We start from the raw sequence: 14,960 nt of genomic DNA, 5'->3' as shown, positions 1-14,960 counted from the left end.
AAACCCCCTTTTTCATAAACGTAACTCTTACATAGTTACACTATGCAGGTCAGACGCGGAAAGTTTGGGCGATAGAATTTTTACGAATTGTCATCCTTAGATGAATAGAAAAATTATTTCTCATTTATAATATTAAACTTACGAATTCGGTACTGTAAGTTTTGTCTAGAGATGCCTAATATTTTTGCAGCTTTTGTAATATTCCCATTTTGCTCACTTAGCACCGTTAAGATATGTTGCTTTTCTTTATCTAATAAAGTGCTTTTTAAATTAAAATGGTTATCTTTGTTCTCGTTATTTGTTTTTTTTACCTGTAATGTATCCATGGGCTTAGTTAGATTGTTATTCATACTACTTACTTCATTAAAAAATCTTGTCGGTAAATGAAAAGAGGTAATAGTTGTTTCATCTTCAACTAAATTCATTGCACCCTCAATCATATGCTCTAGCTCGCGAATATTACCAGGCCAGTTATGTTGTAAAAAGAATTGTGCTACATGGTCATCTAGCTTCGTAACTGTATGTCCAAATAGTCGATTGTATTTTTGAATAAAGAAATTTGCTAATAGAAGAATATCTTCTTTTCGTTCTCTTAGAGGAGGGAGGAAAAGTGATACAACACTTAAACGATAATATAAATCTTTTCGCAAGTGGTTATTAGCAATTGCTTCTATCGGGTCTTCGTTAATCGTTGCAATAATACGAACATCAAGCTCTTTTTCAGTCATATCACCGATTCGTCTGACTTTTCGATCCTGAAGTACTCTAAGTAACTTCGCTTGTAAATTAGGACTAAGGGAATTGATTTCATCCAAAAGCAATGTTCCGCCATTTGCTTCTTCAAATAAGCCAGGTTTATCGATTGCTCCAGTGAATGCTCCTTTTTTGGTACCGAATAGAATACTTTCAATTAAAGTTTCAGGTAGTGCAGCACAGTTTTGTGAAATAAAAGGCTTAGTGGATCGATGACTAGCATTATGAATACTTTGTGCAAATAATTCTTTACCTGTTCCTGTTTCTCCAATTAATAAAACAGAAGAAGAAGTTCTTGCTGATCTTTTCGCATCATCAATGATTAGTTTAAATGAGGGTGATTCACCAATTAATTGTTCAAAGGTATATCGAGTATTACGATTTTGCATAATGCCATCTTGAACTGATTGTTTTAATTCGGTTACATCTCTAACCATTTCAATTGCCCCAACAATTTTATTATCTTTCATGATGGGATATGTATCGTTGATTGTTGTTACTTCTTTTCCTCTATTATTAAAATATGATTGTTTAATATTTTTGCGTATTTTCCCTTTTTGAAGAGCTTCTAATAAAGTGCTGGATTGATTGTTTTGAAATGTGAATACATCTAATAGGTTCTTGTGAAGTACATCTTCTTCATTCATCATTTCAATTTCCATCATTTTTCGATTATAGACAATCGTTTTTCCCTCATGGTTTACTACATGAATACCGATGTCAATTTCTTCTAATATTAGTTGAAGTAATTCATCGACGACTAAATTTGGATCTTTATCTTTTTTCATTTGAAACCTCTCTTTTCTTGGAGTGATCGAAAAACTGGATTCTTTTCATTCGCAGAGAAGGTTGTGAAACTAATAAAGGATTTGATATTCAATCCAGCATGAAGCACGATGTATTCTAGCTATGCATTTGCTTATAGTAAATAACGATCTCTTAGAAAAGAACCACGGTTTTAATATGATTAAAACTGGATTTAAAATTGATGCAAAAATTTACAGTTTATCTTTTTGCACTGCAAAGATTATATGCATATTCTAATGTAATTTGCACTTTAAGGCAAAAAAAATTTGCGCTTTATGAAAACGTTAACAGTTTTATGATGGAAAAAGCATCTAAATGAGTACATTTTGTGAATTTTGAAGTTTTAGACATAATTGGCATGGAAATTGCTAAATAATTAAGTAAGACAATAAAATTAATAAGAAATAATGGAGGAACTCATATGACAACTTACTCACAAAAAATAATTGATCAAACAAATCAATTCGGCGCAAATAACTATCATCCACTACCAGTAGTTATTTCTAAAGCAGAAGGTATTTGGGTTACAGATCCAGAGGGTAATAAGTATTTAGACATGTTAAGTGCTTACTCTTCTGTAAACCAAGGGCATCGTCACCCTAAAATTATCCAAGCTTTAAAAGATCAAGCTGATAAAGTTACATTAACTTCTCGTGCTTTCTATAGTGAAAACATGGGTGAGTGGTATGAAAAGGTTGCTAAGGTAACAAACAAAGAAATGATCTTACCTATGAATACTGGTGCAGAAGCTGTAGAAACTGCTTTAAAAGCTGCTAGAAGATGGGCTTATGATGTAAAGGGTGTTGAAGAAAACCAAGCAGAAATTATTGCTTGTATTGGAAACTTCCATGGTCGTACTTTAGCTGCAGTATCATTATCATCTGAAAAAGATTACCAACGTGGCTTTGGCCCATTCTTACCAGGAGTTAAGTTAATTCCTTACGGTGATATTGAAGCATTGAAAGCAGCAATTACACCAAATACAGCTGCACTATTAATTGAACCAATTCAAGGTGAAGCAGGAATTAACATTCCTAGAGATGGTTTCTTACGTGAAGTTTCTGAAGTTTGTAAACAAGAAAATGTATTATTTATTGCTGATGAAATTCAAACAGGTTTATGCCGTACTGGTAAAACATTTGCATGTGATTGGGAAGAAGTTATTCCAGATATGTACATTTTAGGTAAAGCACTTGGAGGCGGTGTATTCCCAATTTCATGTGTGGCTGCTGATCGTTCAATCTTAGGTGTATTTGAACCAGGTTCTCACGGTTCTACGTTTGGTGGAAATCCATTAGCTTGTGCAGTTTCTGTAGCAGCTTTAAACGTTCTAGAAGAAGAAAAATTAGCTGAACGTTCAAATGAGCTTGGAAATTACTTTATGGAAAAATTAAAAGAAATTGATCATCCTCATATTAAAGAAGTAAGAGGACGTGGATTATTTATTGGTGTTGAACTTCATGTACCTGCACGTGTTTATTGTGAAGCATTGAAGAAACAAGGTTTATTATGTAAAGAAACACATGATACAGTTATTCGTTTTGCACCACCATTAATTATTTCAAAAGAAGATTTAGACTGGTCAATTCAGCAAATTAACGAAGTATTTAGCCAATATAAAGCCACTGTATAAATGGAGCGAGAACAATGACAACTATTATCCCAGGAAATGAAAAAGAATTAGAAATTCAAAAGAAAATCAAAGAAGAAGGCAGAGAGTTAATTGAGTCTACTCAAGAAGTAATTTCTGAAGCACTTCATAAACTTGGTTATTCAAAGGAACTTTATGAATTATTAAAAGAACCTTTACGATTTTTAACAGTTCAAATTCCAGTGCGAATGGATGATGGCTCAGTGAAGATTTTCACTGGCTATCGTTCACAACATAATGATGCTGTAGGTCCTACAAAAGGTGGAATTCGTTTCCATCCAGAGGTAAATGAGGATGAAGTTAAAGCTTTATCAATGTGGATGAGCTTAAAATGTGGAATTGTTGATTTACCTTATGGTGGTGGAAAAGGTGGCATTATTTGTGATCCACGAAAAATGTCATTATATGAACTTGAGAGATTAAGTCGTGGATATGTTCGTGCAGTAAGTCAAATCGTTGGTCCAACGAAAGATATTCCTGCTCCGGATGTTTACACAAATCCTCAAATCATGGCATGGATGATGGATGAATATAGTAGAATTCAAGAGTTTGATTCACCTGGATTTATTACTGGTAAACCACTTGTGTTAGGTGGTTCAGCAGGACGTGAAGCTGCTACAGCTCAAGGTGTAACAATCTGTATCGAAGAAGCTGCTAAACGTAAAGGTCTTGAATTAAAGGGTGCTAGTGTCATTATTCAAGGATTCGGAAATGCGGGAAGCTTTTTAGCGAAATTTATGATTGAAGCTGGTGCAAAGGTAGTTGGAATTTCAGATGCACTTGGCGCATTATATGATTCAAATGGTTTAGATATTGAGTATTTATTAGATAGAAGAGATAGCTTCGGAACAGTTACAAACTTATTTACAAATGTTATATCAAATAAGGAATTACTTGAGAAACCTTGTGATATTTTAGTTCCGGCTGCAATTTCTAATCAAATTACAATTGATAATGCTCACAATATTCAAGCTTCGATTATAGTGGAAGCTGCAAATGGTCCGACTACGTTAGAAGCTACTAAAATATTAACAGAGCGTGGAATTTTATTAGTTCCAGACGTATTAGCTAGTGCTGGTGGAGTATCTGTTTCTTATTTCGAGTGGGTTCAAAACAATCAAGGCTATTATTGGTCAGATGAAGAAGTAGCAGAAAAGTTACGTGATAAGATGGTTCGTTCATTTGATAGTGTTTACCAAACTTCAGTAAACCGTCAAGTAAATATGCGATTAGCGGCTTACATGGTTGGTATTCGTAAAATGGCGGAAGCTTCTCGTTTCCGTGGCTGGGTTTAATCTTAATTTATGCTCCAGATGGGAATATTTCATCTGGGGCACTTATTATCTTAATCTATCAAAATTTGACACAATTTAAAAAATATGAAAAAATATATTTTTTAAATTGTAATATTATTTAGAGAGAATAATAATGTATACGCTTTCAACTGTTGTGAAAAAATTCGATAGAGTACTTCATAGAATAGAGTCAACTTGCTTCTATCCAATATGAGAGGAAAAATATATCCACTTCTATCAGAATATTTCAATAAATGGAAACAATTTATCAGTCAAGGGAGGTATTTTTCATGTTTCAACAAGAACAGGGGTTAAAAAAAGAGCTAAAAAGTAGACATTTGTTTATGATTGCGCTTGGGGGAATTATAGGTACAGGTTTATTTATGGGATCTGGCTTAACAATTAGTGAAGCAGGGCCAGGTGGTGCAATCGTTGCCTATTTAGTAGGTGGACTAGTAATGTATTTAACAATGCTATGTCTTGGAGAGCTTGCAGTAAGATTACCTGATGCAGGATCTTATCAAACATATGCTACTAAATATGTATCACCATCAACTGGTTATGTTGTAGGTTGGATGTCATGGTTAAACTGGTCAGTGACCATTGGTTTAGAACTTATTACAGTGAGTATGTTAATGAAGAGATGGTTCCCAGATGTATCTACATGGATATGGTGTGTAGTGTTTGGTGTACTATTATTTGCAGTTAATGCATTATCTACTAAAAGTTTCGCTGAAGTAGAGTTTTGGTTTGCTAGTATTAAAGTAGTTACAATCGTAGTATTTATTATTTTAGGTGCAGCTGTAATGTTTGGAATTGTATCTGTAGAAGGTACAAAGGCACCGATGCTTACAAACTTTACTGACCACGGTGGTTTATTCCCTAATGGTATCCTAGCAATTATTGTTACGATGGTTGCAGTTAACTTTTCGTTCCAAGGAAGTGAACTAGTAGGTATTGCAGCTGGTGAAAGTGAAGATCCAGCAAAAGCAGTTCCTAAGGCTATTAATAATACTGTTTGGAGAATTCTAGTATTCTATATTTTATCAATGTTCGTTTTAGCAGGTTTATTCCCATGGGAAAAAGCTGGTTTAGTAGACAGCCCGTTTGTTGTTGTATTTGATAATATCGGCATTCCATATGCTGCAGATATTATGAACTTTGTTATTATCACAGCGGTATTATCTGTTGCAAACTCAGGATTATATGCAACTTCACGCATGATGTATTCAATGGCTCAAAAAGGGATGGTTAGTCCAGCTTTAGGTAAATTAAATAAAAAAGGTGTACCTTTAAACGCATTAATTTTCAGTATGATATTTGGATGTTTATCTCTATTATGTGGAATTTTTGCAGAGGATACAGTTTATTTATGGTTATTATCAATTGCTGGATTCGGAGCAGTGTTCATCTGGGCTAGCATTGCTTTATCAAATCTATTAGGTAGAAAAAAATATATTCAAGAAGGTGGAAAAGTAGAGGATTTAAAATATAAAACTCCACTTTATCCATTGGTACCAATTGTTGCTTTAGTACTTAACGTTGTTGTAATGGTCAGCTTGGCGTTTATTCCTGAACAACGAATTGCTTTATACTGTGGTATACCGTTTATGATTATTTGTTTAATCTATTATCATTTTTCGGCAAAGAACAAAATTGAGAAGTTTGAACTTGAAGAAAATAAGAAGATTAGTTAAGTTATAAAGAAAGGAAGAGTAGCTTAGAGCGACTCTTCCTTTTCAGACTGTTGACAAACGCTTGCTTTCTTCGTTGCTTCGCCTGCTTGTGGTACTCATTACCGTCAAAGGTAACTCCGTTCCTCATCCGGCTCCTGAGCCTCGAAAGACAAACGTTTTCAATCAGTCTGAATCTCTTAGTTTTTGTACTTTGTCTAAAAATTATAAAGAAAGGAAGAGTGCTTAGAGCGACTCTTCCTTTTTTCATGATTATTTATTTTTTTCTGATTCTTCACTTGTTACAGTGATTTCTTGTAAATGACCTTGGAAGCCTTGACCAGGAGTGATATCATAACCTTTCACTCGGTTGTTTACTCCATCTAATCCAAAACGGAATAGAGTAGGGATTAATGGTACTTCTTCACTTACAAGCTCTTGCCATTTGTTATATACCTCTTGACGGTGGTTTTCATCAAAAGAATTAGGAGAGATACCATCTTTTAATAGTTGATCATTTTCATCATTTACCCAACGAACATAGTTAAATGGTGCATTTTTAGACCAAATTCCAGATGGATCTGGATCAGAACCAGTTCCCCAAGCTGCTGCGAATACTTCGATTTTTGGATCGTCTTTTTCAACCATTTCATAGAATGAGTTGAATTCATGTAAACGTCCATCTAATAATTGAACATCTAAACCAACATCTTTCCAAGCTTGTAAGTAGAATTGTGCTAATGGTTCCGCGATATCGCCACCACTCATAGATGCAAAGTTAATTTTGAACTCTTTACCGTTTGGATCTTCACGTAATCCGTCTCCAGTTACATCTTTGTAGCCAGCTTCATCAAGTAAAGATTTTGCTTTCTTAGGATCATATTCATAACCTTTAAGGTTTTTATCAAAGTATTTCGGGAATGAAGGTGGAATAACAGATGTTGCAGGGAATCTTAGCCCTTTATAAAGTTTTTCACCTACTGATTTGTTATCAAGTGCATAAGCCATTGCCTGACGTAAACGTTTGTCAGCGAATTTTGGATTATCCATTACGTTTACACCGTTTTTCGCGTCATAATGACCTAATTTAAATCCAATATAAGAGTAAGATAACTCAGTTCTACCAAGTAACTGAATATTTTTTAATGATTTTGCTTTATCATATTGATCAGCAGAAACTGAAGCAATATCAATATCACCATTTTCTAATGACGCAGTTGCAATCGTAGGGTTAACTACTTTTAATAGTACGCCATCTAATTTTGGTGCACCATTCCAATAGTCTTTAAATGCTTCGAATTCAACAGCTTCACCTGGAGTGATTTTCTTAATTTTGAATGGACCAAATCCGATTGGTTCTTTACGAATTTGTTTAGATTCTACTAATTTATCGATTGCCACATCGCCTAGATATTTTTTAGGAAGTGGGTAAGTCCATAAACCAGTTAGAACTGATGGATTTGCTTCTTTAAAAGTAATAGAGATCGTTTGTGGATCGATTACTTTAACACCAGAAATGTTTTTTGCTTTTCCTGTGTGATATTCTTCCATACCTTCAATCATAGACATTTGTGTATCGTAACGAACACCAGTGTATTTAGGGCTACCAATTACTAGGTAAGCATATTCTAAATCTTCTGCAGTTACTGGATTACCATCATGCCATTTTACATTATCTTTAATTTTTAAAGTGATTACTTTTTTATCTTCACTTAACTCGTATGTAGCTGCACCATCTTGATCATATACATAGTTCTCATCTGTTGAAAGTAGTGCTTCATCAAAGAACTGTAATACTTCAGAGTCTGGTTGACCTTCATAAAATACAGTATTTAAAATACCTTCAAATGGCGTATCAGAAATTAAACCATACTTTAACACACCACCAGCAATTGCTTCTTTATCATTTTTTACTTTTACAGGAAATGCAGATGTTTCTACTTTTTCTGTAGGTTTAGCTGATGTTGGCTTGTCATCTCCACCTTTACAAGCTGAAAGGATTAACATAGAAACAGCCATTGCGCTTAATACTTTTGAAAAGCTTTTTACATTTTTCATAATTTCACTCTCCTTAAAGTTGTTTAACCTCTTCTTTGCCTTGCATCAGCTGCACGCTTTAGCGCTTCACCGATAAAATTTATACTTAGCATGAGCACTAAAATCATGCCCGATGCAGGTAACCAAATCCACCATTTATTCTGTAGAACGTCTGGGTTTGTTGCATATGCAACGAGTGTACCTAAGCTTGGAGTGCTTTCAGGTAATCCGAATCCTAAGAAGGTAAGACCAGATTCGATTCCGATATTTCCAGCTAAGTTTAGGGTAAATGCTACAATAATCAGTGAGCTTACATTTGGTAATAAATGAGTTAATATGATCTTCCAGTTAGGTGTTCCAAGAGCCTTCGCTGCTGCAATGTAATCCAATTCACTTTCAGACAATACTTTTGAGCGAATCAGCCTTGCTTTACCTGTCCATAAGAAAATACTCATAATTAACACGAAATTAGGAATCGTAAATTTTGGTACTACAGTTACAAATACTATGATTAACATTAATGTTGGCAGAGATAGGATAAAGTCGATGATGCGCATGACAATACCATCAACCAAACCACCAAAGTAGCCAGCAATTAATCCTAATGATAAACCTAGAATATTCGTTATGATCGTGATAAATAATCCGATTGTAAAAGAGTTTTTCGTTCCAATAATTAATTGTCCAAATACATCACGTCCGCCATAATCAGTACCAAGCCAATGTAGTGAAGAAGGGGGTTGATAGATTGATAGGAAGTCTACCTTCGTAATTTGGTCTTGGTCTAAAATAAGCGATGCACCATAAACAGTAATTAGGATTAGACTCAAAATAATTAGTGACGCTAATGCCATTCGGTCACGTTTGAACTCTGACCAGATGACACTAAAGCCAGAGGGACTTTTTGATTTTTCTATTAGTTGTTTTTGATTTTCAAGTTTCAATTCCATTATTTTCACCTACCTTAATCGATCCGAATACGAGGATCAACTATGCTTAATATGATGTCAGAAATCAATGTTCCAAATAATGTTGCTAAGCTTGTCATAAGTACAAGCGCGTTTACAACTGTAAAATCGCGAAGCATCACAGATTTAATGAAGAGCTGTCCAATTCCTGGGTAACCAAAAATTGATTCTAAAAAGATAGATCCAGCTATTAAACCAGTAATCTCATAACCTAAAAAAGCAGCGATTGGTAAAAATGAATTTCGTAGAATATGTCTTGAATAAATCTTAGATTCAGGAACACCTTTTGACTTAGCTGTTCTGACAAAGTCTTTGACCTTCGTATCTATAATTTCACTACGTAAATACTGTGAAATTCCAACTGTAGAGATTAGGGCACCGGCCATTGAAGGCAGGACAAGATGTTGAAGTTTACTCATATAATAAGCAAAAGTTCCATTATCAATTTGCGGATCAACACTACCGCCAGTAGGGAATAAATCTAAATAAAAACCAAAGATAAATAATACGATAAGTCCAAAGATAAATAATGGTGTTGCAAAACCAATATAGTTATACCCGGTGACGAGTTTGTCTGCCCAGGTATCATTCCATCGACCACTTATTATGCCGAGTGGGATTGCTAAAATATATGTAAGGATAAAAACACAAAGAGCAAGTAATACAGTATTTCCAATTCGTTCTCCGATAACATCCGTTACAGCTAGTTTATGCGTGTAAGAGATTCCAAAATCACCTTTTACTACATTTTTTATCCAATTAACATATTGAACCTGCACAGGATCATCTAATCCCATCTGCTTTCGAATCTCAGCGATACGTTCTGGAGATGCTTTTGGATCCAATTGTTTACCAGTAAGAGCATCACCTGGCATCGCTTTAGCGAGTGCAAAAATTAATATACTCAAAATAATCATTTGAGGAATCATAATGAGCACTCTGCGAAGTAAAAATTTCCACATATAGCTTTCTCCTTTCTATGGAAGTGCTACTCGATGAGTATCAGATATTGGTTTTAAATCAAAAGGACGGCCATTTGCATCAAAGTAAGAAGAAGAGTTCTTTTCATATTCAATTCGAACTTCCTGTCTTGCATTAATTTTTTCTGCTCTTACTTCCGGGCGAATATCCGGAATGGCTGCAATCAGACGTCTTGTATAAATATGTTGTGGGTTAGATAAAATATCTTCTGTTGTTCCTTCTTCAACAAGCCTTCCACGATACATAACACCAATTCGATCACATAAATGACGAATAACACCAAGGTCATGACCAATAAATAAATAAGTTAATTTGAATTCCTCTTGTAAGTCCTGTAAAAAGTTTAGTACTTGTGCTTGTACAGAAACATCAAGGGCCGAAACTGGCTCATCTGCAACGATTAATTTTGGTTGTAAAGTTAAAGCTCTAGCTATACCAATTCGTTGACGCTGTCCACCGGAAAACTCATGTGGATATTTGAAAAGCGCTTCTGGAGGTAATCCAACCTTTTGTAAATAGTAAAGTACTTTTTCTCGCTCTTCATCAGGCGATAGTTTTTCAAAATTTCTTAATGGCTCTGCAACTAAATCTATGATTCTTTTCTTAGGATTTAATGAAGAGTATGGATCCTGGAAAATCATTTGAATTTCTTTTCGAAATGCTCTCATTTGCTTTTTACTTAAAGAAATTAGATCATTTTGCTCGAACTCAATACTTCCGCCAGTTGCTTTTGTTAACTGTAAAATCGCCTTACCAGCAGTCGACTTACCACTACCAGATTCACCGATTAAACCATATGTTTCACCTTCTCGTAATTCAAATGAAATTCCATCTACAGCTCTAACATAATCAACAACTGTTCTGAAAACTCCACCACGTATTGGAAAATGTACTTTTAGATCTTCAACCTTTAATAGAGACATTTACAATCGGTGCTCCTTTCTCATTCTTGAAATGAAAATGCTTATAACAAGAACAACGGACATAATGGTTTGGTGTTACTTCATGTAAACCTGGTTGCTCCTCGTGAGCATAAGATTGAATCCACGGAATGCGGTGACTAAAACGGCAACCCGTTCTTGGTAATTTATCTAAAGGTGGAACAGTACCCTCGATAATATGAAGTCTTTGATTTTTTGAATGAGTAGTAGGTATAGAGTTTAATAGAGAACGAGTATATGGGTGTAAAGGTTGATTGAAAATTTCTTCAACTGTTCCCGTTTCTATAATCTGACCCGCATACATTACGGCTACTCGATCAGCGACCTCAGCAACTACACTTAAATCATGTGTGATCAAGATAATACCAAGTTTTGTTTCTTTTTGAATTTCTTTCAGTAAATCCAATATTTGTGCTTGAATCGTTACATCTAGTGCAGTCGTAGGCTCGTCCGCGATAATAAACGATGGATTGCAGGCAATCGCAATAGAAATCATAACCCTCTGCCTCATACCACCAGAAAGTTCATGTGGATATTGCTTATATGTAATTGAAGGCTTTGGAATTCCAACTTGAGCAAGTAATTGTAAAGCACGTTCTTTTTTTTGTGAGGATGATAAGTTTGTATGGTAATCCAAATTTTCTTCAATTTGTTTACCGACTGTCATTAATGGATTAAGTGCAGTAAGAGGTTCTTGGAAAATCATTCCGATTTCTTTACCTCGAATTTTATTCATATTACTATCAGATAATGATAATAAGTTGCTTCCCTTGTAATTGATGGAACCTTCCATCTTGGTACGTTTATTTTGATGAAGGCCTAAAATTGAAAGAGCTAAAGCACTTTTACCGCAGCCAGATTCACCAACAATTGCTAATATTTCATTTTCGTGAACAGTTAACGAAACATCATCTACAGCTGGGTAATACTGATTACTAATACGAAATGATGTTGTTAAATGCTCAATTTCCAAAAGAGGTTTTGACATTATTAGTCTCCTTTCGCGTAATTGTAAGGAAATTGTTAGTTTATTTAGAATTTTCATAAGTATAATATATATTATGCAAATGTTTCAATATTAAAACAATTGCTACAACTTATAGGTATTTTGAGCTAATTTCATTATTTTCTGTATTTCGACTTTGGTAAAAAATGGGTCGGAATGATGAGGGTAATAATTAAAATCATTGAAAATTTGCGATGAATACTGGAAGAAGAGGAAGTAATAGAGCTTAAATTAGTTAGAAGAAATTCGTTGTAATTGGAAATAAAGTGATAAATAGGTGATAGAGAATTAAGAAGAATCGTGTCGATTATTGATGTAATTTTGTGGAAAATATAATAGGATATATGGGATAGGTAGGTGGAAATCCCTAGTCACTTTCACCTAGTTCATGTAGGTAATTACGACTAGAATGTGTTGATTTACTCATAGAATAGAACAATATACTTTACATTCTATTAATAAATTGAGATAAATAGCATTTTTGTTTTCAATCAGTAAGAATCTTTTGCACTAATCATTATAAGTTGTATCATTACAATCGTTTTTTGATTTTTAAAACCAATAAAAGTCATATATTCGATATTAACAATGGATATGAAAGAGGCCAGATAAATTAAACAAATGTTTGTTTAAACGAAAAGAACCATCTTTTTTACAGACGAAAACAAGTAATAATAGAAAAAACAGTGTAAGCAACAGAGAATGATGAATCATTCAATGAAGTTATACACTGTTTTTTATTAACCTAAGAATGCATTTAACATCCAAACATGTTTTGAAAGTTGTTCGCGAATTGCTAGTAACATATCATGTGTGACAGAATCGTTTTCAAAATCTGTAATTTCCATGCCATCTTTTAAATCTTCTATTAAGTATTGGTAGTCATGAATTAGATCTTGAACCATTCCTTCTGCCTTCACTAATTTGTTAGCTTCGTTAATCCCAGAAGTATCTAAATATTCTCTCATAGTAGCAAGTGGTTTTCCACCAATTATTAATACACGCTCTGCTAGCTCATCAATATGTATACTCGCTTCGTTGTATAGTTCCTCGAATTTAGCATGTAAAGTGAAGAAGTCTCCTCCTTTAACATACCAGTGATAGTTATGTAATTTTACATATAACACATTCCAGTCAGCTAATTGTTTGTTTAATACATCTACAGTCGTTTTTGTGATGGGCGTATCCATTTAAAATTCCTCCTCTGATAAGTCAAGAGTTCATGGTGTCTACGATAATCATGTACAACCATCATATATGATATTGAGTAGAAATAGTCATGGTAATATTTGATAACTAAGTGAACAATTAGTAAAATTAACGATTTATAGGAAATAATGTTCCAAAAAAAAATAAAACCATCCATTATATGAATGATTTTACAAATTTTTCAATTAGAATGATCCCCTTTTTCAGTATGGGGAGGTTTAGCATCAATGAGATGTTCATCGTCCACTTGTAATGAACTTTTTAATAGCATGAAAAATGCTCCAATACCACCTAAAAGAATAATCGTAAAAATGAAGAAAATGAGGATGTCATAAATCAAAGCTTAAACCTCCTTTGATATTTTTTACTGTATTTATTTATATGAGGGAGGATTGGAGCAAATAACTATAGTTCACAAAGTGTTCAATAATTTTATGAATATTTTACTTAGACTGCTGACAAACGCTCGCTTTCTTCGTTGCTTCGCCTGCTTGCGGTGCTCATTACCTTAAGGTAATCCCGCTACTCATCAGGCTTTACGACTCGAGAGGCAAGTGTTTTCAGTCAGTCAGTAGAATCTATTCTTTGCCTGCAAATTCGCTTTGAAAACGGCCAAGAATAGTAAAAAACCCTACTCAAGAAAGAGTAGGGTAATGAGTAAATGAATGATGAAACTTAAGCAGCTTGATTCTTTTTAACATTTGCAAGAACTGGAGCTGTCGAAAGTAAAAATATTAAAATGATTGCACAAATGATAAATGAAGGAACCATATACCATGCATTATAAACTAAAGAATATAATGATACTGGTGTTCCTTTTGGAGCGTATGAACCAAAAAACACGACTCCTGAAATATAGTGACAGATAAAACGGACTAGTGAACCAATAAAAGTACCTACTAAAATAAAAATAGTTACAGCTACTTTATTGCCACTCGTTAAATTAGTTTTCACTTGTTTGTAAACAATACCAGCTAAACCTAGACCAGTAAAAGCAATGATGTAATCTAATAATATTTGGATTGGATGAACAAAATAAAAGTTGGTTACTAATTGTAGTGCAGCAAGTAATAAGCCAGTTATTAAACCTTGTTTAATTCCCCATCGAAATGCGATTAAAAAAACAGGAAGCATTGATAACGACACAGATCCACCTTGTGGAGCTTTAAATAATGGCAGTAAATCAAAAACCATTGCTAAGGCTGCACACATAGCAATTTCAACCATCATTTGTATTTTTGAATTTCTCATAAAAGATTCCCCCTTATCTCTCTTTGACAACACTCATTGTAAATGAAGCACTTTGGAATAGAGTTTTGGATAACTCTTTCAAAGGAAGTGTAAATTAGGGAGAGGAATGGTAAAAATAAAAAAAGTAACACTGGTAGCATGATGATCCCAGGGTTACTTTTTCATCGTGCCACATCCCTACGTTAGTATTAACTAACAGGTTCGAAGGGTAAGAATAGTTATACTATTCACTCTCAGCCTCATGGCTCCCCTTGTGGTTCATCGTACATTTAGTTGTCAATACTAAATATAGTCAATGTGTTTTAAAAATACAATCATTTTATACGATTAAAGTTAAAAATTTTAAGCATAAAAAGAAAGTAAGCCCTATTGCTATGGTTAAATCAAT

The 14,960-nt window shown here is 34.1% G+C and carries 12 protein-coding genes and 1 riboswitch; of the genes, 3 read left to right on the top strand and 9 right to left on the bottom strand.

The window, feature by feature from the left end:
• Nucleotides 1-113 precede the first annotated feature (113 nt).
• A complete protein-coding gene (locus tag ABID96_RS18615; protein WP_192603821.1) occupies nucleotides 114-1,541 on the bottom strand; it encodes a sigma-54 interaction domain-containing protein in 1,428 nt (475 codons plus the stop codon).
• A gap of 440 nt (nucleotides 1,542-1,981) precedes the next feature.
• Between ABID96_RS18615 and ABID96_RS18610 the strand changes: the two genes are divergently transcribed.
• From ABID96_RS18610 to ABID96_RS18600, 3 genes are all read left to right on the top strand, one after another.
• Nucleotides 1,982-3,193 carry an ornithine--oxo-acid transaminase gene (locus ABID96_RS18610; protein ID WP_192603822.1) on the top strand — a complete coding sequence of 404 codons (1,212 nt, stop codon included), beginning with the start codon at nucleotides 1,982-1,984 and terminating at the stop codon, nucleotides 3,191-3,193.
• Between the two features lie 14 nt (nucleotides 3,194-3,207).
• Nucleotides 3,208-4,506 (top strand): Glu/Leu/Phe/Val family dehydrogenase, encoded by a 1,299-nt coding sequence (locus ABID96_RS18605; protein ID WP_192603823.1) that lies wholly within the window; start codon nucleotides 3,208-3,210, stop codon nucleotides 4,504-4,506.
• A 290-nt stretch (nucleotides 4,507-4,796) separates the two neighbouring features.
• Nucleotides 4,797-6,203 (top strand): amino acid permease, encoded by a 1,407-nt coding sequence (locus ABID96_RS18600; protein WP_192603824.1) that lies wholly within the window; start codon nucleotides 4,797-4,799, stop codon nucleotides 6,201-6,203.
• Between the two features lie 249 nt (nucleotides 6,204-6,452).
• On the opposite strand, the gene opp4A is transcribed toward ABID96_RS18600, so the two are convergent.
• From opp4A to thiT, 8 genes are all read right to left on the bottom strand, one after another.
• Complete coding sequence (gene opp4A / locus ABID96_RS18595; RefSeq protein ID WP_192603825.1) at nucleotides 6,453-8,237, bottom strand: oligopeptide ABC transporter substrate-binding protein; 1,785 nt, start codon at nucleotides 8,235-8,237, stop codon at nucleotides 6,453-6,455.
• Nucleotides 8,238-8,260: 23 nt separating this feature from the next.
• Nucleotides 8,261-9,166 (bottom strand): ABC transporter permease, encoded by a 906-nt coding sequence (locus ABID96_RS18590; RefSeq protein WP_192603826.1) that lies wholly within the window; start codon nucleotides 9,164-9,166, stop codon nucleotides 8,261-8,263.
• 14 nt (nucleotides 9,167-9,180) lie between these two features.
• Nucleotides 9,181-10,146, bottom strand: a complete 966-nt coding sequence (gene opp4B, locus ABID96_RS18585; RefSeq protein ID WP_192603827.1) for an oligopeptide ABC transporter permease — start codon at nucleotides 10,144-10,146, stop codon at nucleotides 9,181-9,183.
• Between the two features lie 15 nt (nucleotides 10,147-10,161).
• Nucleotides 10,162-11,088: an ABC transporter ATP-binding protein gene (locus tag ABID96_RS18580; protein WP_192603828.1), complete on the bottom strand. Its 927-nt coding sequence runs from the start codon at nucleotides 11,086-11,088 to the stop codon at nucleotides 10,162-10,164.
• On the bottom strand, nucleotides 11,069-12,094 hold the full coding sequence (locus ABID96_RS18575; protein ID WP_088002030.1) for an ABC transporter ATP-binding protein: 1,026 nt from the start codon (nucleotides 12,092-12,094) through the stop codon (nucleotides 11,069-11,071). Before ABID96_RS18575 ends, ABID96_RS18580 begins: the two co-directional genes overlap by 20 nt.
• Nucleotides 12,095-12,852: 758 nt before the next feature.
• Nucleotides 12,853-13,302, bottom strand: a complete 450-nt coding sequence (locus ABID96_RS18570; RefSeq protein ID WP_192603829.1) for a Dps family protein — start codon at nucleotides 13,300-13,302, stop codon at nucleotides 12,853-12,855.
• 200 nt (nucleotides 13,303-13,502) lie between these two features.
• Nucleotides 13,503-13,661, bottom strand: a complete 159-nt coding sequence (locus tag ABID96_RS18565; RefSeq protein WP_192603830.1) for a hypothetical protein — start codon at nucleotides 13,659-13,661, stop codon at nucleotides 13,503-13,505.
• 335 nt (nucleotides 13,662-13,996) lie between these two features.
• On the bottom strand, nucleotides 13,997-14,572 hold the full coding sequence (gene thiT / locus ABID96_RS18560) for an energy-coupled thiamine transporter ThiT (RefSeq protein ID WP_192603831.1): 576 nt from the start codon (nucleotides 14,570-14,572) through the stop codon (nucleotides 13,997-13,999).
• Between the two features lie 157 nt (nucleotides 14,573-14,729).
• Nucleotides 14,730-14,834: riboswitch (TPP riboswitch) on the bottom strand.
• Between the last annotated feature and the right edge of the window lie 126 nt (nucleotides 14,835-14,960).

The organism is Gottfriedia sp. OAE603 (genome assembly GCF_040543965.1).
Classification (GTDB): domain Bacteria; phylum Bacillota; class Bacilli; order Bacillales; family Bacillaceae_G; genus Gottfriedia; species Gottfriedia solisilvae.
The sequence above is the reverse complement of the archived record's forward strand: the minus strand, read 5'-3'. Positions and strand labels throughout refer to the sequence as shown.

Coding starts and splice junctions, on each gene's coding strand:
- ABID96_RS18610 (WP_192603822.1), top strand. CDS start 1,982: ATGACAACTTACTCACAAAAAATAATTGATCAAACAAATCAATTCGGC.
- ABID96_RS18580 (WP_192603828.1), bottom strand. CDS start 11,088: ATGTCTCTATTAAAGGTTGAAGATCTAAAAGTACATTTTCCAATACGT.
- opp4B (WP_192603827.1), bottom strand. CDS start 10,146: ATGTGGAAATTTTTACTTCGCAGAGTGCTCATTATGATTCCTCAAATG.
- ABID96_RS18615 (WP_192603821.1), bottom strand. CDS start 1,541: ATGAAAAAAGATAAAGATCCAAATTTAGTCGTCGATGAATTACTTCAA.
- opp4A (WP_192603825.1), bottom strand. CDS start 8,237: ATGAAAAATGTAAAAAGCTTTTCAAAAGTATTAAGCGCAATGGCTGTT.
- ABID96_RS18600 (WP_192603824.1), top strand. CDS start 4,797: ATGTTTCAACAAGAACAGGGGTTAAAAAAAGAGCTAAAAAGTAGACAT.
- ABID96_RS18590 (WP_192603826.1), bottom strand. CDS start 9,166: ATGGAATTGAAACTTGAAAATCAAAAACAACTAATAGAAAAATCAAAA.
- ABID96_RS18575 (WP_088002030.1), bottom strand. CDS start 12,094: ATGTCAAAACCTCTTTTGGAAATTGAGCATTTAACAACATCATTTCGT.
- thiT (WP_192603831.1), bottom strand. CDS start 14,572: ATGAGAAATTCAAAAATACAAATGATGGTTGAAATTGCTATGTGTGCA.
- ABID96_RS18605 (WP_192603823.1), top strand. CDS start 3,208: ATGACAACTATTATCCCAGGAAATGAAAAAGAATTAGAAATTCAAAAG.
- ABID96_RS18570 (WP_192603829.1), bottom strand. CDS start 13,302: ATGGATACGCCCATCACAAAAACGACTGTAGATGTATTAAACAAACAA.